20 protein-coding genes and 1 pseudogene are annotated in these 24,019 nt (G+C 72.6%); 13 read left to right on the top strand and 8 right to left on the bottom strand.

What is annotated here, in order from left to right:
- Nucleotides 1-33 precede the first annotated feature (33 nt).
- Entirely contained in the window at nt 34-969 is a 936-nt protein-coding gene (gene hemC / locus A8713_RS02325) for a hydroxymethylbilane synthase (RefSeq protein ID WP_064531163.1), read from the top strand.
- A 34-nt stretch (nt 970-1,003) separates the two neighbouring features.
- Here the strand turns inward: hemC and A8713_RS02330 are convergent, their stop codons facing one another.
- The 4 genes from A8713_RS02330 to A8713_RS02345 all read right to left on the bottom strand — a co-directional run bounded on the left by A8713_RS02330 (nt 1,004) and on the right by A8713_RS02345 (nt 3,922).
- Complete coding sequence (locus A8713_RS02330; protein ID WP_064531164.1) at nt 1,004-1,534, bottom strand: hypothetical protein; 531 nt, start codon at nt 1,532-1,534, stop codon at nt 1,004-1,006.
- 255 nt (nt 1,535-1,789) lie between these two features.
- Nucleotides 1,790-2,650 (bottom strand): ABC transporter permease, encoded by an 861-nt coding sequence (locus A8713_RS02335; protein WP_064531165.1) that lies wholly within the window; start codon nt 2,648-2,650, stop codon nt 1,790-1,792.
- Nucleotides 2,610-3,464: an ABC transporter ATP-binding protein gene (locus A8713_RS02340; protein WP_064531166.1), complete on the bottom strand. Its 855-nt coding sequence runs from the start codon at nt 3,462-3,464 to the stop codon at nt 2,610-2,612. The genes A8713_RS02335 and A8713_RS02340 overlap by 41 nt, the downstream gene beginning before the upstream one ends.
- A complete protein-coding gene (locus A8713_RS02345; RefSeq protein ID WP_064531167.1) occupies nt 3,461-3,922 on the bottom strand; it encodes a MarR family winged helix-turn-helix transcriptional regulator in 462 nt (153 codons plus the stop codon). The genes A8713_RS02340 and A8713_RS02345 overlap by 4 nt, the downstream gene beginning before the upstream one ends.
- Before the next feature lie 410 nt (nt 3,923-4,332).
- On the opposite strand from A8713_RS02345, the gene A8713_RS02350 reads away from it, so the two are divergent.
- Both A8713_RS02350 and A8713_RS02355 read left to right on the top strand, forming a co-directional pair.
- Nucleotides 4,333-5,124 carry an RNA polymerase sigma factor SigF gene (locus A8713_RS02350; protein WP_064531168.1) on the top strand — a complete coding sequence of 264 codons (792 nt, stop codon included), beginning with the start codon at nt 4,333-4,335 and terminating at the stop codon, nt 5,122-5,124.
- A 128-nt stretch (nt 5,125-5,252) separates the two neighbouring features.
- On the top strand, nt 5,253-6,056 hold the full coding sequence (locus tag A8713_RS02355) for a VOC family protein (protein WP_064531169.1): 804 nt from the start codon (nt 5,253-5,255) through the stop codon (nt 6,054-6,056).
- Between the two features lie 63 nt (nt 6,057-6,119).
- Here the strand turns inward: A8713_RS02355 and glgX are convergent, their stop codons facing one another.
- Nucleotides 6,120-8,273 carry a glycogen debranching protein GlgX gene (gene glgX / locus A8713_RS02360; RefSeq protein WP_064531170.1) on the bottom strand — a complete coding sequence of 718 codons (2,154 nt, stop codon included), beginning with the start codon at nt 8,271-8,273 and terminating at the stop codon, nt 6,120-6,122.
- Nucleotides 8,270-8,782 (bottom strand): hypothetical protein, encoded by a 513-nt coding sequence (locus A8713_RS02365; RefSeq protein WP_064531171.1) that lies wholly within the window; start codon nt 8,780-8,782, stop codon nt 8,270-8,272. Before A8713_RS02365 ends, glgX begins: the two co-directional genes overlap by 4 nt.
- A gap of 341 nt (nt 8,783-9,123) precedes the next feature.
- Here A8713_RS02365 and A8713_RS02370 point away from each other — a divergent pair, with 341 nt between their 5' ends.
- From A8713_RS02370 to A8713_RS02395, 6 genes and pseudogenes are all read left to right on the top strand, one after another.
- Nucleotides 9,124-9,501, top strand: a complete 378-nt coding sequence (locus A8713_RS02370) for a DUF5133 domain-containing protein (protein WP_064531172.1) — start codon at nt 9,124-9,126, stop codon at nt 9,499-9,501.
- A 126-nt stretch (nt 9,502-9,627) separates the two neighbouring features.
- Nucleotides 9,628-11,633 (top strand): annotated as a pseudogene (locus A8713_RS02375) (alpha-1,4-glucan--maltose-1-phosphate maltosyltransferase).
- Complete coding sequence (gene treS / locus A8713_RS02380; protein ID WP_064531173.1) at nt 11,630-13,366, top strand: maltose alpha-D-glucosyltransferase; 1,737 nt, start codon at nt 11,630-11,632, stop codon at nt 13,364-13,366. Before A8713_RS02375 ends, treS begins: the two are co-directional and overlap by 4 nt.
- A gap of 29 nt (nt 13,367-13,395) precedes the next feature.
- Nucleotides 13,396-14,784 carry a maltokinase N-terminal cap-like domain-containing protein gene (locus tag A8713_RS02385; protein ID WP_173860793.1) on the top strand — a complete coding sequence of 463 codons (1,389 nt, stop codon included), beginning with the start codon at nt 13,396-13,398 and terminating at the stop codon, nt 14,782-14,784.
- A gap of 4 nt (nt 14,785-14,788) precedes the next feature.
- Entirely contained in the window at nt 14,789-17,011 is a 2,223-nt protein-coding gene (gene glgB, locus A8713_RS02390; protein ID WP_064531175.1) for a 1,4-alpha-glucan branching enzyme, read from the top strand.
- 115 nt (nt 17,012-17,126) lie between these two features.
- On the top strand, nt 17,127-18,221 hold the full coding sequence (locus tag A8713_RS02395; RefSeq protein ID WP_064531176.1) for a glutamate--cysteine ligase 2: 1,095 nt from the start codon (nt 17,127-17,129) through the stop codon (nt 18,219-18,221).
- Between the two features lie 18 nt (nt 18,222-18,239).
- Here A8713_RS02395 and A8713_RS02400 read toward each other — a convergent pair whose 3' ends face one another.
- Nucleotides 18,240-18,473 carry a DUF6480 family protein gene (locus A8713_RS02400; protein WP_064531177.1) on the bottom strand — a complete coding sequence of 78 codons (234 nt, stop codon included), beginning with the start codon at nt 18,471-18,473 and terminating at the stop codon, nt 18,240-18,242.
- A gap of 152 nt (nt 18,474-18,625) precedes the next feature.
- Here A8713_RS02400 and A8713_RS02405 point away from each other — a divergent pair, with 152 nt between their 5' ends.
- On the top strand, nt 18,626-19,060 hold the full coding sequence (locus tag A8713_RS02405) for an ATP-binding protein (RefSeq protein ID WP_037895259.1): 435 nt from the start codon (nt 18,626-18,628) through the stop codon (nt 19,058-19,060).
- Nucleotides 19,061-19,113: 53 nt separating this feature from the next.
- Here the strand turns inward: A8713_RS02405 and A8713_RS02410 are convergent, their stop codons facing one another.
- Nucleotides 19,114-19,485 carry a hypothetical protein gene (locus A8713_RS02410; protein ID WP_064531178.1) on the bottom strand — a complete coding sequence of 124 codons (372 nt, stop codon included), beginning with the start codon at nt 19,483-19,485 and terminating at the stop codon, nt 19,114-19,116.
- 151 nt (nt 19,486-19,636) lie between these two features.
- On the opposite strand from A8713_RS02410, the gene A8713_RS02415 reads away from it, so the two are divergent.
- The 3 genes from A8713_RS02415 to A8713_RS02425 all read left to right on the top strand — a co-directional run bounded on the left by A8713_RS02415 (nt 19,637) and on the right by A8713_RS02425 (nt 24,013).
- Nucleotides 19,637-20,017 carry an STAS domain-containing protein gene (locus A8713_RS02415; protein WP_382848043.1) on the top strand — a complete coding sequence of 127 codons (381 nt, stop codon included), beginning with the start codon at nt 19,637-19,639 and terminating at the stop codon, nt 20,015-20,017.
- Nucleotides 20,018-20,275: 258 nt separating this feature from the next.
- Nucleotides 20,276-21,619: an NAD(P)/FAD-dependent oxidoreductase gene (locus A8713_RS02420; protein ID WP_173860951.1), complete on the top strand. Its 1,344-nt coding sequence runs from the start codon at nt 20,276-20,278 to the stop codon at nt 21,617-21,619.
- Between the two features lie 138 nt (nt 21,620-21,757).
- The gene (locus A8713_RS02425) at nt 21,758-24,013 is read left to right on the top strand and encodes an FUSC family protein (protein ID WP_064531181.1); all 2,256 of its coding nucleotides are present in this window, start codon (nt 21,758-21,760) and stop codon (nt 24,011-24,013) included.
- Nucleotides 24,014-24,019: the final 6 nt, after the last annotated feature.

Consider the following 24,019-nt stretch of genomic DNA (forward strand, 5'->3'; position numbering starts at 1 on the left):
TGCGGGCCCGGCCGAAGGTCTATCGTGTCCCGCATGTCCGCGCCCGAACTGATCCGTATCGTCTCCCGCGACTCGCCCATGGCGCTCGCTCAGGTGGAGCGTGTCCGCGCCGAGTTGGCCGCCCTGCACCCCGGTGTGCGCACCGAGGTGGTGCCGGTGAAGACCACCGGTGACAAGTGGCTCGGGGAGCTGTCGAAGGTCGAGGGCAAGGGGGCGTTCACCAAGGAGGTGGACGCGGCGCTGCTGGCCGGCGAGGCGGATCTCGCGGTGCACTGCCTGAAGGACGTGCCCGCGGACCGGCCGCTGCCCGCGGGCACCACGTTCGCCGCGTTCCTGAAGCGGGACGACGTCCGCGACGCCCTGGTCCACCCCGGCGGGCTCACCCTGGACGAGCTGCCGCCCGGCACCAGGGTCGGCACCTCGGCGGTGCGCCGGATCGCCCAGCTGGCCGCGTCCCACCCGCAACTGGTCTGTGTGCCGTTCCGCGGCAACGCCAACCGGCGGCTGGAGAAGCTGGCCGCCGGCGAGGCGGACGCGCTGCTGCTGGCCGCCTCCGGTCTGGAGCGCATCGGACGGCAGGACGTGATCACCGAGGTGCTGTCCGTGGACGCGATGATGCCGCCGGTCGGCGCGGGCGTCCTCGCCCTCCAGTGCCGCGAGGGAGACGACGCGCTGATCGAGGCCGTCAGCGGGCTCGGCGACGGCGACACCCATCGGGCGGCGAGCGCGGAACGCATGCTCCTGCATGTGCTCCAGGGGCACTGCAACAGCCCGATCGCCGGGTACGCGCACGTCGACGGCGGCGGGGAACTCTCCCTGCGCGCCTGTGTGTTCACCCCGGACGGCAAGACCCGGCTGAACGCGCACGAGTGGGCGGGCCGGCTGGACGCGGCCACGCTGGGCACATCGGTCGCGGTGGCGCTGCTGCGGCAGGGCGCCCGCGAGATCATCGACGGCATCCCGCACTGACGTACGAGCCCGGCCCGCGCCGGCGCGGGGCGGGTCAGCCGGTGGCGCCGGGCTCCGCCTGGTCGCGCAGGAAGACGCTGATCTGGTGGGCGAGGCCGCCCGGCCCGCCGGGGCAGGGCGCGCCGGTGCCGACGGGCGCCTCGTGCACGCCGACGCCGCCGCTCCACAGGCGGCGGTCGGTCCACTCCTCGTCCACGCGCAGCTGCACCTGGACGTCGACCTGGTGCAGGGAGTCCTCCGGGCCCGCCGCGTACAGCACGGCGGTGGCCCGGCGCAGCGGGTGGACGTCGTAGCCCTCGATGAACTGGGAGTTGCGCCAGTCCACGAACGCGCTCTCGCCGTCGGGGCCGATCCGCACGTCGATCTGGCCGTCCTCCAGGTGGACGCCGAAGTGCTTGGTGCCGCGGTTCTCGACGGTGGCCCGCACACGGAAGTACGCCAGTCCCTCGGCGGCGTCGTCCCGGCCACGGGGCGGCTCGGCCCGTTCCAGTCGGTGGACGCGGACGCGCAGGCCGGCGTACTCGTCGTACTCCTGCCAGTCCCCGACCACGTTCGGCTCGTACACAGCGCACCTCTCGACTTCCAAGAGCTGTTTCCTATCTGTGGGCCGAGCGCACTGTCAAATGCGCGGAATGCGCGGCGGCCGGGTAATTCCGCGGCATTGACCCGTGATCAAGCCGTGCGCTGGCGGAATCCCCCGGCGGGTGATCATTTTCCCGGCCGCGGGCGTGCCGCACATCACGTCCGGCGGGGGCGGCGCGCGGCCCGCCGGTGACGGTTTCCCCCGCGCCGCCGACGACGGGCCGTCACCCCGCCGCGGTCACCGGGCCAGCCGGCCGAGCAGCGCGGAGGCCGCGGTGATGCCCGCGGCGGCGGCCAGGACGAGCACGGCGAAGTCGAGGCCGAGGTGCGCGGGGGTGCCCAGCAGCAGCCCGCGCAGGGCGTCGACCTGGTAGCTGAGCGGGTTGACCCTGCTGACCGCCTGGAGCCAGCCGGGCATCACGGCCACCGGGTACAGGGCGTTGGAGGCGAAGAACAGCGGCATGGTGATGGCCTGTCCGATGCCCATCAGCCGGTCGCGGCTGAGCACGATCCCGGCGATGGTCATGGACAGGCAGGAGAAGAACGCCGAGCCGAGGACCACGGCCGTGGCGACCCCGAGCAGCCGGAGCGGGTTCCAGGTCAGCGCCACGCCGAGCAGCGCGGCCAGCACGATGACCACGACGGCCTGGATCAGCGACTTCACCCCGGCCGCGAACGCCTTTCCGGTGACCAGCGCCGAGCGCGGGGTGGGGGTGACCAGGAGCTTGTTGAGGACGCCCGCGTCGCGCTCCCAGATGATCTGGATGCCGTAGAAGATGGCGATGAACATCGCGGACTGGGCGATGATGCCCGGGGCCATGAAGTCCAGGTAGGGCAGGCCGCCGGTGGGGATCGCGCGGATCCGGGTGAAGGTCTGGCCGAAGATCAGCAGCCACAGGGCGGGCTGGACGGCGCGGGTGTACAGCTCGGTGCGGTCGTGGCGCAGCTTCTGGAGTTCGACCGCGCACATGGCGGCGACCCGGGCGGGCAGCAGCCGCCAGCCCGCGCGGGGCTCGGGGGGCCGCACCAGCAGGCCGATGCCGTCCGCGAAGGCGGGGTCAGCCGACCCGGTGGGCGGTGCGACGGGTGCTTCGGACATCGCGGAAATCTCCTGAACTGTCGTCGAGGCCGCTGCCGGCCACCTCGCGGAAGACGTCCTCCAGCGTGGGCGGCGCGTCCGCGGCGGGGCCGCCCTCGGCGCGGCGCCGTTCGCCCAGGCCCCGGCGCAGCTCGCCGGGGGTGCCCAGGGCGCGGATCCGGCCGCGGTGCATCAGGGCGACCCGGTCGCAGTACTGGTCGGCCTCGTCCATGTAGTGCGTGGTCACCAGGACGGTCATGCCGGTGGCGGCGCGTACGGCGTTGATGTGCTCCCACACCCCGGTGCGGGCGATCGGGTCGAGGCCGATCGTCGGCTCGTCGAGGATCAGCAGGCGGGGCGCGCTGACCAGGGCCTGGGCCAGTTCGAGACGGCGGATCATGCCACCGGAGTAGGTCTTGGCCAGCCGGTCGGCGGCGTCCGTGAGGTCGACGGCGGTCAGTGCCTGGGCGACCCGCGCGGCGCGTTCGCGACGCGGCACGTCGAAGACGCGGGCGAACAGGGTGACGTTCTCCCGGCCGGTGAGGGCGGCGTCGGCGGACAGCTGCTGGGGGACGTAGCCCAGCAGCCGGCGCACGGCCATCCGGTCGCCGGCCGGGTCGTGGCCGAAGACGCGGACCATGCCGGCGGGGACCGGCAGCAGGGTGGTGACGCAGCGGATGGCGGTGGTCTTGCCGGCGCCGTTGGGTCCGAGCAGGCCGAACACCTCGCCCGGCCGCACGGCCAGGTCCAGGCCGTCGACGGCGTGGGTGCCGCCGAAGGTGTAGGTGAGCCGGGTGCAGGTGACGGCGTCGGGTGCGGCGGCGTCGCTGGTCATGGGCGGTCGCCCTCCTCGCGCAGGTTCTCGGCCAGCCGGCGCAGGGCGGGGAGCGCGGCGCGCAGCGCCTCCCGGTCGGCCTCGGGCAGCCGGTCCAGCTGGTCGCGGACCAGGGCGACGCGGCGGGCGCGCCAGTCCCGCAGCCGCGCCCCGGCGGCCTCGGTCAGCAGCAGCCGGGCGGCCCGGCGGTCGGCGGGGTCCGTCTCCCGGACCAGCTGGCCGTCCCGGACGAGCCGGTTGACCAGGGTGGAGACGGAGTTGCCCGCCAGATGCAGTTCCTTGGCCGCCTCCGAGACGCCGATGCCGGGGCGGGTCTCGACCAGGCGCAGCAGTTCGACCTCGGCGCCGCGCAGCCGGGTCACGGTCGCTCCGGCGCGCAGCCGGCGCCGGACGAGCCGCTGCACCCCGACCAGGGCGTCGGCCAGCTCCTCGGCCTGGATCTCCGGTTCCGCTTCCATGCTTCGACGTTACCTCTGTAGCAGAGGTAAGTACCGCCAAGGGCGGACCAAGACTCGGCCAAGGACACGGCGCGGCCCTTCCGGCCACAGGCCCGGGAGCGGGCGAGACGTGTTCATTGAAATGCGCATCATTTCCCGGGAATCGAATTCCGAAGAAGGCTCGCACAATCGGCGGGACAATCCACCGGACACGAATGAAATCATTTCGCGACCGGCCGGACGCATACCGTCACCGCATTCTCTGAATTGTTTCGGGATCTCCGGCTTCGGGAATCCGCAATTCAGTGCTTCGGACCGGAGGCACGCCCGTGGGAGCCGGCGCGCCGGGCCCCGATGTGATCCGGGCAGGATCTGCCCCGCGCCTCCCGTGGTGTCCGTCCATCCAGCACCTGCTGAGGGAGGCGCAGCGTATGCGTACCACCGGCAGAACGAAGTCCCACCCGCACGACGACGCCCCCGACACGGCGGCGGCCTTCGAGCGGCTCGCGGGACTGCCCGCGGGAGCGGAGCGCAAGGCGCTGCGCGACGAGCTGGTCCAGGTGTGGCTGCCGATGGCCGAGCGGATCGCGGTCCGCTTCCGGGGCCGCGGCGAGGCACTGGAGGATCTGTACCAGGTGGCGGCGCTCGGCCTGGTCAAGGCCGTCGACCACTACGATCCGGCGCGCGGCTACGCGTTCGAGGCGTATGCCGTGCCGACCGTCACCGGTGAGATCAAGCGGCACTTCCGCGATCACATGTGGACGCTGCACGTGCCGCGCCGGGTCCAGGACCTGCGCAACCGGGTGCGCCGCGCGGCCAAGGAACTGGCCCAGACGACGCCGGGCCGCTCCCCCACCGTCGCGGAGATCGCCGAGTACACCGACCTGAGCGTCGAGGACGTCCGCACCGGCATGGAGGCCCTGGACTGCTTCGCCGCGCTGTCGCTGGAGGCGGAGGTGCCGGGCACCGACGGGTACGCGCTCGGCGACGGCCTGGGCGAGGCCGACGCGCGCTACGACCTGGTGGTGGACCGGGTGGCCGTACGGCCCTGTCTGCAGGCGCTGCCCGAGCGTGAGCGCATGATCCTCTATCTGCGGTTCTTCCGGGGCATGACGCAGAGCCGGATCGCCCAGCAGCTCGGCATCTCGCAGATGCATGTCTCACGGCTGCTCAGCGGGTGCTTCGCCCAGCTGCGCGAGGAGCTGCTCGCCGAGGCCGGCTGACGCCCGCCGACGCCCGTCCGGTGCCGTTTCGGCGGCATGCGGGGGGTACTCGGCAGGCGCCCTCGGGGGTTCCGGTCGGACACTGGTGTGAGACCGGTGGCCACCGGCCGACGAGACCAGGACGTGCCATGAACCACGACACGACACCCGCCGGACCCACGACCGGCGTCGTCTCCACGCACACGGTGTGCGGCGCGCCCTGCTGGGTCAGCCTGACCAGCCGGGACCTGGAGACCACGGAGGAGTTCTACTCGGCCCTGCTGGGCTGGGAGTGGCGTTCGGCCAAGCTCGGCGACCGCTTCCGCATCGCGCTCGCCGACGGCGCCCCGGTCGCCGGGATCGCGGCGGTGGCGTCCATGTGGCAGATGGCCGTGGCCTGGACCCCGTACTTCGCGGTACCGAGCGCCGACCGGGCGGTCTCGCGGGTGCAGGAGCGCGGCGGCACCTCGGCGGTCGGCCCGATCTCGCTGCCGCCCGGCCGGGCCGCGCTGCTGGCGGACCGGGACGGCGCGACCTTCGGGATCTGGGAGGGCGAGCTGTTCACCGACTGGGAGACCTGGCGCAAGGCCGCGCCGGCCTACATCCGGCTGCACACCCGGGACGCGTTCGACGCCGCCATCTTCTACGGCGAGGTCCTGGACTGGGCGACGGAGCGGCCCGGCTGCTGCGAGGTCCGCTACGAGGGCGACGAGGTGGTCCTGCGCAGCCACGGCGAGGTGGTGGCGCGGATCGAGTCCGGTGCGCTGGAGGCGGCCCCCGATCCCACCATCCGGCCGCACTGGCAGATCCACTTCCGGGTGGCGGACGTGGCCGTCTGCGCCAGGACGGCGGAGAGCCACGGCGGCAGTGTGCTGCGCGAGGGCGCCCAGGAGGCCGTGCTGCGCGATCCGGACGGGGCGCAGTTCACGGTGACCTCCCGCAGGGAGGCCTGAACAGGTACGGCCCGCCGCCCCGCCCCCGGTGACTTCCGGGGGCGGGGCGGCGGGCGTACGGCGTCAGCGGGCCGTGCGCGGGGGCCGGGTGAGCAGGACCAGGCTGCGGGACTCGACGCGCAGGTCGCCGCCGGGCTTGTGCTCGGCCTCGTCCGGGGGGCCCTGCGGCTCGGCGGTGTCGACGACCGTGGTCCAGCGCTCCCCGTGGGCCGGGCCGGGCAGCCGGAAGTCGACCGGTTCCCAGTAGCCGTTGAGCAGCAGCAGGAACGAGTCGTCGACCACGGGCCGGCCCTGCGGGTCGGGCTCGGCGATGGCGTCGCCGTTGAGGAAGACCATGACGGAGTGCGCGTCCGAGCGCTGCCAGTCCTCCTCGGCCATCGCGCGGCCGTCCGGCAGCATCCACACCAGGTCGGGCAGCGGCTGGTCGTCGCGGGTGGCCGTCTCGCCCTGGAAGAAGCGGCGGCGGCGCAGCACCGGGTGGGCGGTGCGCAGGCCGATGACCTGCCGGGTGAAGTCCGCCAGGTCCCGCTGCTCGCGGGTGAGCCGCCAGTCGATCCAGGAGACCTCGTTGTCCTGGCAGTAGGCGTTGTTGTTGCCGCCCTGGGTGCGGCCCAGTTCGTCGCCGTGGCACAGCATGGGGATGCCCTGCGAGAGCAGCAGGGTGGCGATGAAGTTGCGCTGCTGGCGGGCGCGCAGCTCGCGCACCGCCGGGTCGCGGCTGTCGCCCTCGGCCCCGCAGTTCCAGGACCGGTTGGAGTTCTCGCCGTCCCGGTTGTCCTCGCCGTTGGCGTCGTTGTGCTTGTCGTTGTACGACACCAGGTCGCGCAGGGTGAAACCGTCGTGCGCGGTCACGAAGTTGACGCTGGCGCGGGGGCGGCGCCGGTTGTGGGCGTACAGGTCGGAGGAGCCGGTCAGCCGGGAGGCGAAGTCGCCCAGCGTGTGTTCCTCGCCGCGCCAGAAGTCCCGTACGGCGTCCCGGTACAGGCCGTTCCACTCCGACCACAGCGGCGGGAAGTTGCCCACCTGGTAGCCGCCCTCGCCCACGTCCCACGGTTCGGCGATCAGCTTCACCCGGCTGATCACCGGGTCCTGCTGGATCAGGTCGAAGAACGCGGAGAGCCGGTCCACCTCGTGGAACTGCCGTGCCAGGGTGGCCGCCAGGTCGAAGCGGAAGCCGTCCACATGCATCTCGGTGACCCAGTAGCGCAGCGAGTCCATGATCAGCTGGAGCACGTAGGGGTGGCGCATCAGCAGGCTGTTGCCGGTGCCCGTGGTGTCGTAGTAGTGCGCGAAGTCGCCGTCGACCAGGCGGTAGTACGAGGCGTTGTCGATGCCGCGGAAGGACAGCGTCGGGCCGTTCTCGTTGCCCTCGGCGGTGTGGTTGTAGACCACGTCGAGGATCACTTCGAGGCCGGCCTCGTGCAGCGCCTTGACCATCGACTTGAACTCGGCGACCTGCCCGCCGCGGGTGCCGTGGGCGGCGTAGTCGTTGTGCGGGGCGAAGAAGCCGATCGTGTTGTAGCCCCAGTAGTTGGACAGGCCCCGGCCCTGGAGCACCCCGTCGTGCACGAACTGGTGCACCGGCATCAGCTCCACGGCCGTCACGCCCAGCGAGGTCAGGTGCTCGACGACGGCGGGGTGCGCGAGGCCGGCGTAGGTGCCGCGCAGCTCGGGCGGGACGTCGGGGTGGGTGCGGGTCAGGCCGCGCACATGGGCCTCGTAGATCACCGTGTCGGCGTAGGCCCGCCGGGGCGGCCGGTCGCCGCCCCAGTCGAAGGCCGGGTCGGTGACCACGCCGAGCAGGGTGTGTCCGGCGCTGTCGGCCGGGTCGGGTCCGTGCGGGGCCCGCTCGTAGAGCGAGGGGTGGTCGTCCATCCGCCCGTCCACCGCCCTGGCGTACGGGTCCAGCAGCAGTTTCTTCGGGTTGCAGCGGTGGCCGGCCGCCGGGTGCCAGGGGCCGTGCACCCGGTAGCCGTAGCGCTGGCCGGGGCCGACGCCCGGCAGATAGCCGTGCCAGACGAAGCCGTCGGCCTCGGTCAGCGGCACCGTCCGGTGGGTGCCCGCGTCGTCCACGAGGACCAGCTCCACCTGGTCGGCGACCTCGCTGAACAGGGCGAAGTTGGTGCCCTCGCCGTCGTAGGCGGCCCCCAGCGGATAGGGGTACCCGCTCCACACGGGCACGGGCACCCCCTTCGCGCGGCTGGTGCGCCGGGTCACCGGGCCCCCTCCAGGACGGCCTCGGGGCCGGTCAGCGCGGAGGCGAGCGCGGCGACGGCCAGCTCGCGGGGCGGCTTCAGACCCTCGCGCAGGGTCGGAGCCGGCGCCTTGGCGACCAGCGGGACACGCACCCCGGCGCGGGCCCGCTGCGAGAACCAGATGACCTTGCTCCCGGTCTCGGCGGCGCAGCAGCCCCAGCCGTCGCTGGTCGCCGCGATGCGCGCCAGACAGGTGCGCAGGTCCTGGTCGGGGCGCAGGTCGTGGTTGTTCTCCCCGACCGCGGTGATGAGGTGCTGGCCGGTCCACCACATCTCGATGGAGGTGTGCTTGTCCCGGGCGTGCTCGTCGATGGCGTTCAGCAGCATCTCGGCGCCGCCGCACACGGGTTCGACGAGGTCCTCCAGATCCCAGAGCCGGAGGTGGGCGGCCAGGATGCGCCTGACCTGTCCGACCCGTTCCGGGCTGACTTCCACGTCGAGGTGGTAGTAGCAGGGCACTGCGGTCTTCATCGTCCTTGGCTCCTCACCGGCGGGGCCCGCGCTCCCTGTCCCGCCCTTGCGGACCGGACCCCCGAGCACGAAGCGTGAGCGTTTGTTGCCTCTGAGTCAGAACCACAGTGCGGGCGCTACGCCATTCGTGCAACACGAGCGGACGGCGCGGGCCGGCGAGACCGCGGGACCGGGCGGGTGACCTGGTTGAAGATCCAACAGGACGCTGTGTCGTTGAACGTGCACCATGAGTGAAAGTCTCGAGCGCCGTGAACGGGACCGCGTGCCTTCGCGTGCGCGGTCACCGCCCCGACCGTCGGGGAAACGTGCCCATCGAGCGCTCCCGAAAGGTGAACAGCGCCATGCTGCTACCCGCCAAAGCCGAAGTCGCCCGGCATCTGCGGCGCTACCGGGTGTGGGAACGCGCGATGCTCGCGTCGCCCGACGACCGCAGGGTCCGGGCCACCTTCGAGGATTCGGGCTACACGCTGTGCGTGCTGATGGGCAAGCGCTGCGCGCGGGAGGCGGCGGACGCCGCGGAGCGGTACCTGCGCACGAACCTGGGCACCTACCTGCGGGAGCAGGGCGCCGCCCGGCCGCACGTGGGCGCCCTGGCACGCCGGGGCCGCGGCGCGGCGAAGGACCGCGGTCCGGCGGAGGAACGGTGGTCCGCGGCGGAGCGGAGGGCGCCGCAGGAGCCCCGGCCCGCGGCGGACCGGCGCTCCCGGGCAGGGGCGTAGGGGACGCGGCCGTACGCCGTCCCGGGCGGCGGTCCCGGACGGCGGCACCGCCGCACGACGTACCGAGCAGTACCTGGTTCCCGGCCGGGCGCGAGCCCGGCCTCAAGCACGGTGGAGGTGACACCCATGAGTACGACTCCGAGTCATGCACCGGCCGTCGGCCGCATCCCCGTACGGGATGTGCGCCCGGCCGTGGAGAGCGGCAGGCGCCCGGCCAAGGCGGTGGTGGGCGAGACGTTCCAGGTCACCGCCACCGTGTTCGGCGAGGGGCACGACGCGGTCGCGGCGAACGTGGTGCTGTGCGATCCGGCGGGCCGGCCGGGGCCGTGGACGCCGATGCGCGAGCTGGCCCCGGGCACCGACCGCTGGGGCGCCGAGGTCACCCCGACCGCGACCGGCCGCTGGACCTACCACGTCGAGGCATGGGCCGACCCCGTCACCACCTGGCGGCGGCACGCCCAGATCAAGGTCCCGGCCGGGATCGACGCGGGGCTGGTGCTGGAGGAGGGCGCGGAGCTGCACACCAGGGCGGCCGAGGGGGTGCCCGAGGGGCCGGAACGGGACACCCTGCTTGCCGCCGTCCGGGTGATGGACGACGACTCGCTGCCGGTGATGACCCGGCTGTCGGCGGCGTTGACGCCGGAGGTGGACGCGGTCCTGGCCCGCCACCCCCTGCGCGACCTGGTCACCGCCTCCCAGCCGCTCCCGCTCCAGGTCGAACGCGAACGCGCCCTCTACAGCGCCTGGTACGAGTTCTTCCCCCGCTCCGAAGGCACCCCCGACCAGCCCCACGGCACCCTGCGCACCGCCGAACGCCGCCTGCCCGCCATCGCCGCCATGGGCTTCGACGTCGTCTACCTCCCCCCCGTCCACCCCATCGGCACCACCCACCGCAAAGGCCCCGACAACACCCTCACCGCCGGCCCCCACGACGTCGGCGTCCCCTGGGCCATCGGCTCACCCGAAGGCGGCCACGACACCGTCCACCCCCGCCTGGGCACCCTCGACGACTTCGACCACTTCACCGCCCGCGCCCGCGAACTCGGCCTCGAAGTCGCCCTCGACCTCGCCCTCCAGTGCTCCCCCGACCACCCCTGGGTCCACAAACACCCCCAGTGGTTCCACCACCGCCCCGACGGCACCATCGCCCACGCCGAGAACCCCCCAAGAAATACCAGGACATCTACCCCCTGGCCTTCGACACCGACATGGACGGCCTCGTCACCGAGACCGTCCGCATCGTCCGCCACTGGATGCACCACGGCGTCCGCATCTTCCGCGTCGACAACCCCCACACCAAACCCGTCGTCTTCTGGGAACGCGTCCTCGGCGACATCAACACCACCGACCCCGACGTCATCTTCCTCGCCGAGGCATTCACCCGCCCCGCGATGATGCACACCCTCGCCCAGATCGGCTTCCAGCAGTCCTACACCTACTTCACCTGGCGCACCACGAAACAGGAACTCACCGACTACCTGACGGAACTGTCGGGCGAGGCGGCCGCCTACATGCGCCCCAACCTCTTCCCCAACACCCCCGACATCCTCCACGCCTACCTCCAGCACGGCGGCCGCCCCGCCTTCGAGGTCCGCGCCGTCCTCGCCGCCACCCTCTCCCCCTCCTGGGGCATCTACAGCGGCTACGAACTCTGCGAGAACACCCCCCTCACACAGGGCGGCGAGGAATACGCCCACTCCGAGAAATACCAGCTCAGACCACGCGACTGGGACACCGCCGAACGCGAGGGCCGCACCATCACCCCCCTCATCACCCGCCTCAACGACATCCGGCGCCGCCACCCCGCCCTGCACCACCTGCGCAACCTGCACTTCCACCCGACCGACAACGACGCCGTGATCGCCTACAGCAAGACCACCGGCGCGGACACGGTCGTCGTGGTGGTCAACCTCGATCCGCACCACACCCAGGAGGCCACGGTCTCGTTGGACATGCGGCGCCTCGGCCCGGACGTCCCGGCGTCCCTGTCCGTGCACGACGAACTGACGGGTGAGACCTACCGCTGGGGCACGGCCAACTACGTGCGGCTCGATCCCGGGCACCGGCCCGCCCACGTGCTCCATGTCCAGCGTCCGACCACCCCGCAGACCGGAAGGCCCGCCGCGCCATGACAGTCAACGAGCCCGTCCCGGACATCTTCGAGGACGCCCCGGCCAGGGACCGCGACCCGGAGTGGTTCAAGCGCGCCGTCTTCTACGAGGTCCTGGTCCGCTCCTTCCAGGACAGCAACGGCGACGGCATCGGCGACCTGAAGGGCCTGACCGCCAAACTGGACTACCTCCAGTGGCTCGGCGTGGACTGCCTCTGGCTCCCGCCGTTCTTCAAGTCACCGCTGAGAGACGGCGGTTACGACGTCTCCGACTACACCGCCGTGCTGCCGGACTTCGGCGACCTCGCCGACTTCGTCGAGTTCGTCGACGCCGCCCACCAGCGCGGCATGCGCGTCATCATCGACTTCGTCATGAACCACACCAGCGACCAGCACCCCTGGTTCCAGGAGTCGCGCAAGGACCCCGACGGGCCCTACGGCGACTTCTACGTGTGGGCCGACGACGACACGGGCTACGCGGAGGCCCGGATCATCTTCGTGGACACCGAGGCGTCCAACTGGACCTTCGACCCGGTGCGCGGCAAGTACTACTTCCACCGCTTCTTCTCGCACCAGCCCGATCTGAACTACGAGAACCCCGCGGTCCAGGAGGAGATCCTGGCCGCGCTGCGTTTCTGGCTGGATCTCGGCATCGACGGATTCCGCCTCGACGCGGTGCCCTACCTCTACGCCCAGGAGGGCACCAACTGCGAGAACCTCCCGGCGACCCACGCGTTCCTGAAACGGGTGCGCAAGGAGATCGACCAGATGTATCCGGACACGGTGATCCTCGCGGAGGCGAACCAGTGGCCGGAGGACGTCGTCGACTACTTCGGCGACTACAGCGCCGGCGGCGACGAGTGCCACATGGCGTTCCACTTCCCGGTGATGCCGAGGATCTTCATGGCGGTGCGGCGCGAGAGCCGCTACCCGGTCTCGGAGATCCTGGCGAAGACCCCGGCGATCCCCGCGCACTGCCAGTGGGGGATCTTCCTGCGCAACCACGACGAGCTGACCCTGGAGATGGTCACCGACGAGGAACGCGACTACATGTGGGCCGAGTACGCCAAGGACCCCCGCATGCGCGCCAACATCGGCATCCGCCGCCGCCTCGCCCCCCTCCTGGACAACGACCGCAACCAGATCGAACTCTTCACCGCCCTGCTCCTGTCCCTGCCCGGCAGCCCGATCCTCTACTACGGCGACGAGATCGGCATGGGCGACAACATCTGGCTCGGCGACCGCGACGCCGTACGCACCCCCATGCAGTGGACCCCCGACCGCAACGCCGGCTTCTCCTCCAGCGACCCCGGCCGCCTCTACCTCCCCACGATCATGGACCCCGTCTACGGCTACCAGGTCACCAACGTCGAGGCATCCATGTCCTCCCCCTCCTCGCTGCTGCACTGGACCCGCCGCATGATCGAGATCCGCAAGCAGAACCCCGCCTTCGGACTCGGCACCTACACCGAACTCACCTCCTCCAACCCCGCCGTCCTCGCCTTCCTCCGCGAAGCCCCCCCGAACGGAGAAGGAGACGACGACCTCGTGCTGTGCGTGCACAACTTCTCCCGCTTCGCCCAGCCCACCGAACTGGATCTCAGCGCCTACGACGGACGGCACCCGGTGGAACTGATCGGCGGCGTCCGGTTCCCCGCCATCGGCGAACTCCCCTATCTGCTGACCCTGGCGGGACACGGCTTCTACTGGTTCCGGCTCAGCAGAGCCGCATCCCGGATCGGCCGACGAGTCTGACCGTGGCCGAGACCAAAGGAGGCGTGACCATGACGAAGACCGCATCCCTCCAGCCGAGCAGCGCGGGCGTCGCCGATCCCATGGCCTCGCTCGGGTCGCTGCTGCGCGAATGGCTGCCCGGCCAGCGCTGGTTCGCGGGCAAGGACCGGCCCGTCACCGACCTCAGGCTGCTGTCGATGACGGAGCTGTTCCCGGGGTGCCTGCATCTGCTGGTCCACGCCGAACACGCGGGCGTCGGCGCCGGGAGCGGCGGCGTCCCCGCCCCGGCCGGCATCACCGCGCCGCCGCCCGCCGACTGCTACCAACTGCTGCTCGGCGTACGGCGGGAGCTGTCCCCGCGACTGCACCGCGGCTTCATCGGCCGGCCCGCGCAGGGACCGCTGGCCGGACTCGCGGTCTACGACGCCCTGTGCGACCCGCGCTCCGCGCAACTGCTCCTGGAGCGGCTGCGCCACCCGGGCAGCGCGGGCCCGCTGCGCTTCGAGGCCGATCCGTCCGCGCTCGTCCCGGGCGGCCTCGCCCCCCGGCTGCTGGACGCGGAGCAGTCCAACTCCTCCATCGTGTACGGCGACGAGTTCATCCTGAAGGTCTTCCGCCGCATCCAGGCCGGGGTCAACCCGGACCTGGAGGTGCCGTGGGCGCTGGCCCGGCAGGGGTGCGGCCGGGTGCCCGCACCCGTGGCCTGGCTGCGCACCAACCAGCCGGAGGAGGCCACGCTCGGGGTGCTCCAGCCGTTCCTGCCCGACGCGGCCGACGGCTGGACCCTGGCCCTGCGGGCGCTCGCCACCGGCGACGACTTCACCACCCAGGCGCACCAGTTGGGGCAGGCCACGGCCGAGGTGCACCTGGCACTGGCCGACGCCTTCCCGACCGGCGGCCACCGGGAGGTCGCCCGCACGGCGGTGGCCATGACCGAGCGGCTGGACGCGGCGGCGCACAGCGTGCCCGCGCTCCGGCCGTACGCCGCCCGGCTGCGCACCGCGTTCGCCGCGCTGGCCAGTTGCGACGCGGGCCCGCCCGCCCAGCGGGTGCACGGCGATCTGCATCTGGGCCAGGTGCTGCGGGCCGGACGCGAATGGTTCGTGATCGACTTCGAGGGCGAGCCGTCCCGTCCGCTCGCCGAGCGCCGTGTCCCCGAGTCCCCGGTGCGGGACGTGGCGGGCATGCTGCGCTCCTTCGACTACGCCGCCCGCCAGCGCCGCCCCTGGCGCCCGGAGTGGGCGCGCCGCTGCCGGGAGGCGTACTGCGCCGGCTACGCCTCCCGGGCCGGCTGGGACCCCCGTAAGAAACACGCCCTGCTGCGGGCCTACGAGACGGACCGTGCCGTGTACGAAGTGCTGTACGAGGCCCGGCACCGTCCCGACTGGCTCGCGGTACCGATGGCGGCGATCGAACGTCTCGCCGTGAGAGGAGGCTGAACCGGTGGCACTGCGCGACACGTCACTGCCCGAGCCGTCCGGTCCCGTCCCGCCCCCGGCGGGACCGACCACGGCCGCCCCGCCCCTGGACCCAGGAGACCGTGAGCGCCTGCTGTCCGGGGCGCACCACGATCCGCACGCGCTGCTCGGCGCGCATCCGGTGCCGGGCGGGACCGCCGTCCGGACGCTGCGTCCGTTCGCCCGCGCGGTGAGCGTGCTGGCCGGCGGCGCGCGCGTCCCGCTGGTCTCCGAGGGGGACGGGCTGTTCTCGGCCGTCCTGCCGGGCGCCCGGATCCCCGAGTACACGCTGCTCGTCGAGTACGAGCAGGGGGAGCACGAGGTCCACGACCCGTACCGCTTCCTGCCCGCGCTCGGCGAGCTGGACCTGCATCTGATCCGGGAGGGCCGGCACGAGCAGCTGTGGCGGGCGCTCGGCGCGGAGCCGATGACCCACCAGGGCGTCGAGGGCACCCGGTTCACGGTGTGGGCGCCCAACGCGCGCGGGGTGCGGGTCGCCGGGGACTTCACGTACTGGGACGGCACCGCGTTCCCGATGCGCTCGCTGGGCGCGGCGGGTGTGTGGGAGCTGTTCCTGCCGGGTGTCGGCGAGGGCGCGCGGTACAAGTTCGAGATCACCTCGCGGTACGGCGGCCGGTTCCTGAAGGCCGACCCGATGGCGCGGCGCACCGAGGTGCCGCCGGACACCGCCTCGATCGTGACGGCCGCGCATTACGAGTGGGGCGACGCCCGGTGGATGGCGCACCGCGGGGACACGCCCGTGCACGAGGCGCCGCTGTCGGTGTACGAGGTGCACCTGCCGTCCTGGCGCAAGGGCCTGACCTACCGCGAGCTGGCCGAGGAACTGCCCGCGTACGTCAAGGACCTGGGCTTCACCCATGTGGAGCTGATGCCGGTCGCCGAGCATCCCTTCGGCGGTTCCTGGGGCTACCAGGTGACGTCGTACTACGCGCCGACCTCGCGGCTGGGCTCACCGGACGACTTCCGGTACTTCGTCGACGCCTGCCACCGCGCCGGGATCGGCGTGATCATGGACTGGGTGCCGGCGCACTTCCCGAAGGACGACTGGGCGCTGGCCCGCTTCGACGGGGACCCGCTGTACGAGCCCGGGAACGCGCAGCGCGCCGAGCACCCGGACTGGGGTACCTACGAGTTCGACTTCGCCCGTACCGAGGTGCGCAACTTCCTGGTGGCGAACGCCGTCTACTGGTGCGAGGAGTTCCACATCGACGGGCTGCGGGTGGACGCGGTCGCCTCGATGCTCTACCTCGACTACTCGCGCGACTCCGGCCAGTGGACGCCCAACCAGTACGGCGGGCGCGAGGACCTGGACGCGATGGCGTTCCTCCAGGAGATGAACGCCACGGTGTACCGGCGGGCGCCGGGTGTGGTGACCATCGCCGAGGAGTCCACTGCCTGGGGCGGGGTGACCGCGCCGACCGACCGCGGCGGGCTCGGGTTCGGGCTGAAGTGGAACATGGGCTGGATGCACGACTCGCTCCAGTACATGAGCAAGGAGCCGGTGCACCGCAAGTACCACCACCACGAGATGACGTTCTCGATGGTGTACGCCTACAGCGAGAACTACGTGCTGCCCATCTCGCACGACGAGGTGGTGCACGGCAAGCGGGCCCTGGTGTCGAAGATGCCGGGCGACTGGTGGCAGCGCCGCGCGGACCACCGGGCGTACCTGGGCTTCATGTGGGCCCATCCCGGCAAGCAACTGCTCTTCATGGGGCAGGAGTTCGCGCAGGGCGGGGAGTTCTCCGAGGAGCACGGGCCCGAGTGGTGGCTGCTGGAGGACGGCAACTGCTCGGCGGGCGACCACCGCGGGGTGCGGGACCTGGTGCGGGACCTCAACACGGTCTACCGGGACACCCCGGCGCTGTGGCAGTGCGACACCCGGCCCGAGGGGTTCCGCTGGGTCGCCGTGGACGCCGCCGACGACAACGTCCTCGCGTTCCTGCGCCTGGACGCGGCGGGCACTCCGCTGCTGGCGGTGTCGAACTTCTCGCCCGTGGTCCGCGAGGGGTACCGCCTGCACGTGGGCGGCGACGTCACCGCCTGGTCGGAGGTCCTGAACACGGACGCGGCGCGCTACGGCGGCAGCGGTGTCACCGCCCCGGACCCCGTCGGGACCGAGGACGGACACGTCCGCCTCACCCTGCCGCCGCTGGCCACGCTCTGGCTGGCGCCGCACCCCGGCTGAGCCGTACGGCCGGGCGCCTCGCGCGGCGCGGGGTGTCCGGCGGCCGTCCGAGGGCATTCGGGGTCGTACGACCCGGCGCCCGGCCGGTGTCGCCATGAGGGAAGGGCGGCAAGAGGTGCGGACCGTAGGAGTGGAGGAGGAACTCCTCCTGGTCGACCCGGGCAGCGGCGAGCCGAGGGCGCTGTCCGGCGCGGTGCTCGCCCGGGTCGAGGCGGACGACGCGGACACGGACCGGGACGTGTTCGAGAAAGAGCTGTTCGGGCAGATGCTGGAGTTCGCCACGCATCCGCAGACGGACATGGCGGCGCTCGGCGCGGAGATCGTGCGCTGCCGCGAGGAGGCGGCCCGGCACGCCGGGGAGATCGGCTGCGCGGTGGCCGCGCTCGCCACCTCGCCGCTGCCGGTCAGCCCGACCATCACCGTGAACCGCCGCTACCGGTGGCTGGCCGACCAGTACGGCATCGCCACCCGGGAGCAACTGGTCTGCGGCATGCACGTGCATGTGGCGGTCGACTCGGACGAGGAGGGCGTCGCCGTCCTGGACCGTATCCGCCCGTGGCTGCCCGCGCTGCTGGCGATCAGCGGGAACTCGCCCTTCTGGCAGGGCGACGACTCCTGCTACGACAGCTACCGCAGCCGGGTCTGGGACCGCTGGCCCTCGGCCGGTCCGACCGAGCTGTTCGGGTCGGCGGAGCGCTACCACCGGCTGGTCGCGGACATGGTGGCCACCGGGGTGATCCTCGACGAGAAGATGGCCTACTTCGACGCGCGGCTCTCCGAGCGGTATCCCACGGTGGAGATCCGGGTCGCGGACGTGTGCCTGCGCGCGGGCACGGCCCGGCTGCTCGCCACGCTCGCCCGCGCGCTGGTGGAGACCGCCGCCCGGCAGTGGCGGTCGGGCGGCGAACCGCCGGACCACGGGGTGAGCCTGCTGCGGCTGGCCGCCTGGCAGGCCGCGCGGACCGGCCCCCGGCAGGAGCTGCTGCATCCGCTGACCATGCGGCGGCTGCCGGCCGAGTCGGTGCTGCGGGGTCTGCTCGACCATGTCGCCGACGCGCTCGCCGACGCCGGTGACCTGGACGCGGCGCGGGAGGGGCTGGACACGCTGTTCGCGCAGGGCAACGGGGCACGGACACAGCGTGAGCTGCTGGAGCGCACCGGGAGCCTGCGGGAGGTCGTCGCCGCGTGTGTGCGCCTCACCCAGGAGTGAGACGGCCGCGCGGGGCGCTCAGCGGATCAGGACCAGGGCGTAGCCCAGCAGGCCCGCCGCGATCAGCAGGACGAGCAGCAGGATCAGGGTGAGCGGGGTCGCCGCCCAGCCCCGGGAGGTGGCCTCCGGCTCCCGCGGCCCGGCCTCGGGCATGCTGCTCTCGGCGGGCGGTGTCTCGCCGGGCGGCACTCCGCCGCCCGGTTCGAGCCCGGTCGTCCGGTCCGGGTCGGGATCTGGATTGACGTAGCTCATGACCCCCGGGTCCCCACTTCCGCCCGTCCGGACGCGCGGCTGAGACGGGCGCCACGGGATGCCCACGCGTAGCCCTGGCACCCACGGGAACTAGACAGGAGGACGAAGGGAAGTACGACGACGCCCTGCGCACGCCGGGCAGGGAAGGCGAGATGCCAACCGAGCCGCATGGGGACGACACACTGGCCACCGAGGGGATACCGAGCCGAACCGCCCGCTTCGCGGGCGAGCTGCACCATGTGACGGGTGCGCGCCTCGCCGCGGAGGAGTTCCTGGACGATCTGGCGCGCCGCGCCCTGCCGGCGGCCCCCGAGCACTGGGACGACATCCTGCTGGTGGTCACCGAACTCGCCGCGAACGCCGTGCAGTACGCGCCGGGGCCGTTCGTGCTGTGTCTGCGGCGGACCTTCGACGGGGTGCATGTGACGCTGAGCGACACCAGCACCACGCCGCCGGCGCCGCGCCCGTTCCATCCGAGCCGGGGCGGCGGCGGGATCGGCTGGCATCTGATCCACACGCTGAGCGACCAGGTCAGTGTCGTGGTGACCGGCCAGGGCAAGGACGTCCACGTCTTCCTGCCCTGGTGAACCGGTCGTCCCGGCGGGACCCCGCCTGAGGAGCCCCGGGCTCGCCGGGGTCCTCAGGCGGGGTCCGGCTCCCGTGGCGGCAGGCCGTGGTAGTACTCCCCCACCCGGGTCAGATAGTCCCGGTCGAGGGTCTCGCTGTCGGTGCGGAACCGCGGCGCGTCCTTGATCTCCGCCCGGGAGCAGGCCACTTCGACCCTGCGCCCGGCCGGGTCGACGCGGCTCACCACGCCCGCGGGGACGAGCGCGCTGCGGCCGAACACCCACACACCGGTGTCCACGACCAGGTGCCGCATCCCGAAGCGCTCCGCCTCCCGGTCCACATGGCCCACGGTGCCGTCGGCGGCGACGACGGTGAACCCGGTCAGGTCCGTCTCGCCGGTGCGGCCGGCCTGCGGCGGGTACGCCCAGATTCCCTCGATGGTCACGCTGCCCTGCCCCTTTCGCTCGGTGCCTCCACAGCAGCAACTACCCTGCGCCGACGGCGGCATTCGACGACCCGGGTCCGGGACCGGCACGTATGGCCGCCCGGTTCGGGGGTAGGCGCGGGTGCGCAGTCGCCCTTCGATGGAGGTACCCGTGTCCCATGCCCAGAACCCGCTGACCGTCGAGGTCACCCTCGTCCGGGAGGACGTCGCCCTGCTCACGGCCGAGGGGTACCTGGACGTCGACACCGCGACCGAGCTCCAGGCCCATCTGGCCAACCAGCTCCATCACGGCCGCCGGCACTTCCTGCTCGACCTGAGCGGAGTGCCCTTCATGGACTCCTCCGGCATGAACATCGTCCTGCGCGTCTACCAGGAGGTCCGGCGGCTGCCGGGCAGCGTGCACGTCATCGCGCCCGCACCGGCCGTCCAGCGGATCTTCGACCTCACCGGGGTCAGTCTCACGGTGCCGGTCTCGCGGACGGCAGAGGAGGCGCTGGCCCTGATCGACGCGCCGGTCGAACGGTCGGCCTGAGAGCGCGGAGGGCGGGCCCCGCCGGGGCGTCCGGTGCGGCCGGTGCTGTCGCTACTGGTGCGCGGACGGCCCGGTGCGGGCATGGTGGTGATCGACACGTGTGTGCGGGCGCCGTGCCCGGCCGGCGGAAGGAGGCCCGGCGGCACGGCGGGAGCGACGAGGTGCGAAAGCAGCGATCCGGGGGCAGGCGCTCGACGCCGCGGCACGCCGCCGGAGCCGCAGAAGGGAAGAGACACCGTGACACGACCCAGGATCCTGGTGGTCGGCGCAGGTTTCGCCGGAGTGGAGTGCGTCCGCCGTCTGGAACGCACCCTCTCCCCCAGCGAGGCCGACGTCACCCTGGTGACACCGTTCGCCTACCAGCTGTATCTGCCGCTGCTGCCCCAGGTCGCCTCCGGCGTGCTGACGCCGCAGTCGATCGCCGTCTCCCTGCGCCGCAGCAGGAAGTACCGCACCCGGATCATCCCGGGCGGCGCCGTCGGCGTGGATCTGAAGGCCAAGGTCTGCGTCGTCCGCACCATCACCGACCGGATCGTCGACGAGTCCTACGACTACATCGTGCTGGCCCCCGGCAGCATCACCCGCACCTTCGACATCCCGGGTCTGACCGACCACGCCTTCGGCATGAAGACGCTCGCCGAGGCCGCGTACGTCCGGGACCACGTCATCACCCAGCTCGACCTGGCCGACGCCAGCGACGACGCGGCCGAGCGGGCCGCGCGGCTCCAGTTCGTGGTCGTCGGCGGCGGGTACGCCGGGACCGAGACCGCGGCCTGCCTCCAGCGGCTGACGCACGCCGCCGTCAAGCGCTACCCGCGGCTGGACCCGGCGCTGATCAAGTGGCATCTGATCGACATCGCCCCCAAGCTGATGCCCGAGCTGGGCGACAAGCTGGGCCGCGCCGCCCAGGAGGACCTGCGCAGGCGGGGCATCGAGATCTCGCTCGGGGTGTCCATCGCCAAGGCCGGCCCGGAGGAGGTCACCTTCACCGACGGCCGGGTGGTGCCCACCCACACCCTGATCTGGACGGCGGGCGTGGTCGCCAGCCCGCTCATCGCCACCCTCGGCGCGGACACCGTCCGCGGACGGCTCGCGGTGACCGACGAGATGTGCCTGCCCGGGTACGACGGGGTGTTCGCGCTCGGTGACGCCGCCGCCGTGCCCGACCTCGCCAAGGGCGACGGCGCGGTCTGCCCGCCGACCGCGCAGCACGCGATGCGCCAGGGCAGGCGGGTCGCGGAGAACGTCGTCGCAACCTTGCGCGGCGGACCGATGCGCCGCTACGAGCACAAGGACCTGGGTCTCGTCGTGGACCTGGGCGGCGCGGACGCGGTCGCCAAGCCGCTCGGTGTCGAACTGCACGGGGTGCCCGCCCAGGCGGTGGCCCGCGGCTACCACCTGGGGGCGCTGCGCACCAATGTCGCCAAGGTCAGGGTCGCGACGAACTGGCTGCTCAACGCGGTCGCGGGCGACGACTTCGTCCGCACCGGCTTCCAGGCCCGCAAGCCGGCCAAGCTGAAGGACTTCGAGTACACCGACGCGTACATGACGGCGCAGCAGGTGCAGGAGTACGTGGAGAAGGCGCGTCCGCGGGCGCTGTGACGCCGCGCGGGCGGAGATCGGCGCCGCGCCCGGCCGGGCCGCTCCGGGCGGTCCGGCCGTGGCGTGCGATGCTGGAGAAACGGATCATCGCGAAGATCCACGGCAAGATCCACGGGGATCGGGAGAGAGTACGGCGGCGTGAGTGCAGCGGAGGAGTCGCTCGGGACACGGCTCTGGGATCGCGTCACGGCGTCCGATCCCGGGCTGCTGAGACTGGCCGCGGGGTCGCGGACGGCGGGATCGATAGCGCTGACCCTGGCGGTGCTGACCGCGCTGCGGGTGCCGGTCCCGCATCTGGTGGCCGGTGCGATCGCCTCGATGGCGGCCACCTTCGCCATCCGGGAGAAGCAGCGCTCCCAGCAGGCGCTGACCCTGGCGCTGGGTCTGCCCGTGGCGCTGGCGTCGGTCGCCCTGGGCGCCCTGCTGAACTCCCGGGTGATCGCCGGTGACCTCTTCTTCGTCGTCCTGATCTTCTGCGCGGTCTACAGCCGCCGCTTCGGCGACCGGGGCAACGCGCTGGGCCTGATCGGCTTCCAGATCTACTTCATGTCGCTGTTCGTCGGCGCCACCGGGCACACGCTGCCCGCCCTGTTCGGTGTCGTCACGGTCGCGTTCGCGGCCAGCGCGCTGGTGCGCTTCGTGATCGTCTACGAGACTCCGGCGGGCGTCCTGCTGCGGCTGCGCGAGGCGTTCCGGGTACGGCTGGCCCAGCTGGTCTCCGCCCAGCTGGAGCTGCTGGACGCCGGGCCCGGGGACGCCGACAAGGCCCTGGAGGCGGTGCGCGAGGGCACCGCCCGGCTGCACGAGACGGCCCTGATGATCCAGGGCCGCCTGGAGCAGGGCACCTCCGACGAGTCCGTGGCCCGGCTGGTGCAGCGGCGCATCGCGGGCGCCGAGATCTCCGCCGAGCGGCTGGGACTGCTGCTGCTCACCGCCCGCAGCAGCGAGCGGACCGACACGCTCACCCTGCACCTGCCCGGCGCGCCCGTCCCCTCGGGCGGCCGGGAGCCGGTGCGGGAGGAGGCCACCGACACGCTGCGCCGGGATCTGCGGGCGCTGCGCATGCTGGTGCTGCGGCCGGTCGGCGAGGGCGGGGGCACCGCGATGACGCATGTGCGCAACCGGCTGCTCGGCTACCGCGACGAGGAGAACCTGCCGGCCGCCTCGGCGGCCCTCCAGGACGTCTTCCGCGGTATCGGGGAGGCCGCCCGCGCGGTGCTGGGGCTGCGGGTCGCGCTCGGCGGGCCGCAGGACGAGTCCGACGACTCCCCGGCCACCACCCGCTCCCGGGAGGAGCTGGACGCCGAGGACGCCGCCATCGAGGGCGCCGAGGCGGGCGAACAGGCGCTGGAGGAGCCCGCCACCGGGCTGCGCCGGCCCACCACGCGGGCCGCGGTGCAGGTGGCGCTGGGGTCCGCGCTGGCCATCGTGGGCGGTGAGTTCCTCTCCAGCCAGCGCTGGTACTGGGCGGTGCTGACCTGCTGGATCGTCTTCATCAACACCTCGTCCACGGGCGAGATCCTGGTCAAGGGCTACCGCAGGCTGCTGGGCACCGTGCTCGGGGTGGTGGCGGGCATCGTGCTGGCCGGGCTGGTCGGTCCGCACACCTGGCCGGCCCTGGCGCTGGTGCTGCTGCTGGTCTTCGCGATGTTCTACACGGCGCCGCTGTCGTACACGCTGATGTCGTTCTTCGTCACGGCAGCGCTGGGGCTGCTCTACACGCTGCTGCACACCTACAGCCTGTCGGTGCTGGTGCTGCGCATCGAGGAGACGGCGCTGGGCGCCGCCTGCGGGATCATCGCGGCGGCCGTGGTGCTGCCGGTGCGCACCGACCGCCGCACGGACGAGCTGCTGGGCACGGTGCTGGAGCGGCTCTACGACGTCACGGGCACCGCCGTGGACCAGCTCAGCGGCGGCCCGCAGGCGGATCTCCTGGACCAGGCGCGCGATCTCGACCAGGCGCTGAGCGATCTGCGCGGCGCGGTGCAGCCGCTCACGCACCCGATCACGCCCCTGCGGGCCCGGCGCGACACCGCGCAGTACCTGCTGGCGCTGCTGGAGACCTGTGCGTATCACGCGCGGTCGCTGGCCGCGACCGCCGAGCTGCTGCCGACGCATCCGTCGATAGCCGCCGATCCGCGGCTGCGGCAGGCGTGCCGCCGGATCACGCACAACATCGCGGCGCTCACCGCGCACGTGGCCGACGAGCCGGACGCCCCCGGGATCGAGACGGGTCCGAGCATCGCGTCGCTGCTGGAGTCGGGCGGCACGCCGGGCACGCCCCGCTACGGCCGGATCACCGACCGGGTGCTGCGGCATCTGCAGCGCCTGGACGAGGGAGTGGTGGGTCTGGCCCGTCCGCTGGGCGTCCGGGTGCCGACGCCCAAGCGGTGAGACGGG

Source organism: Streptomyces sp. SAT1 (genome assembly GCF_001654495.1).
Classification (GTDB): Bacteria; Actinomycetota; Actinomycetes; order Streptomycetales; family Streptomycetaceae; genus Streptomyces; species Streptomyces andamanensis.

Excerpts from the sequence above, each read along its gene's own strand:
- hemC (WP_064531163.1), top strand. The coding sequence starts at position 34 with ATGTCCGCGCCCGAACTGATCCGTATCGTCTCCCGCGACTCGCCCATG.
- A8713_RS02405 (WP_037895259.1), top strand. The coding sequence starts at position 18,626 with ATGCCAACCGAGCCGCATGGGGACGACACACTGGCCACCGAGGGGATA.
- A8713_RS02370 (WP_064531172.1), top strand. The coding sequence starts at position 9,124 with ATGCTGCTACCCGCCAAAGCCGAAGTCGCCCGGCATCTGCGGCGCTAC.
- treS (WP_064531173.1), top strand. The coding sequence starts at position 11,630 with ATGACAGTCAACGAGCCCGTCCCGGACATCTTCGAGGACGCCCCGGCC.
- A8713_RS02400 (WP_064531177.1), bottom strand. The coding sequence starts at position 18,473 with ATGAGCTACGTCAATCCAGATCCCGACCCGGACCGGACGACCGGGCTC.
- A8713_RS02335 (WP_064531165.1), bottom strand. The coding sequence starts at position 2,650 with ATGTCCGAAGCACCCGTCGCACCGCCCACCGGGTCGGCTGACCCCGCC.
- A8713_RS02365 (WP_064531171.1), bottom strand. The coding sequence starts at position 8,782 with ATGAAGACCGCAGTGCCCTGCTACTACCACCTCGACGTGGAAGTCAGC.
- A8713_RS02355 (WP_064531169.1), top strand. The coding sequence starts at position 5,253 with ATGAACCACGACACGACACCCGCCGGACCCACGACCGGCGTCGTCTCC.
- A8713_RS02385 (WP_173860793.1), top strand. The coding sequence starts at position 13,396 with ATGACGAAGACCGCATCCCTCCAGCCGAGCAGCGCGGGCGTCGCCGAT.
- A8713_RS02345 (WP_064531167.1), bottom strand. The coding sequence starts at position 3,922 with ATGGAAGCGGAACCGGAGATCCAGGCCGAGGAGCTGGCCGACGCCCTG.
- A8713_RS02340 (WP_064531166.1), bottom strand. The coding sequence starts at position 3,464 with ATGACCAGCGACGCCGCCGCACCCGACGCCGTCACCTGCACCCGGCTC.
- A8713_RS02350 (WP_064531168.1), top strand. The coding sequence starts at position 4,333 with ATGCGTACCACCGGCAGAACGAAGTCCCACCCGCACGACGACGCCCCC.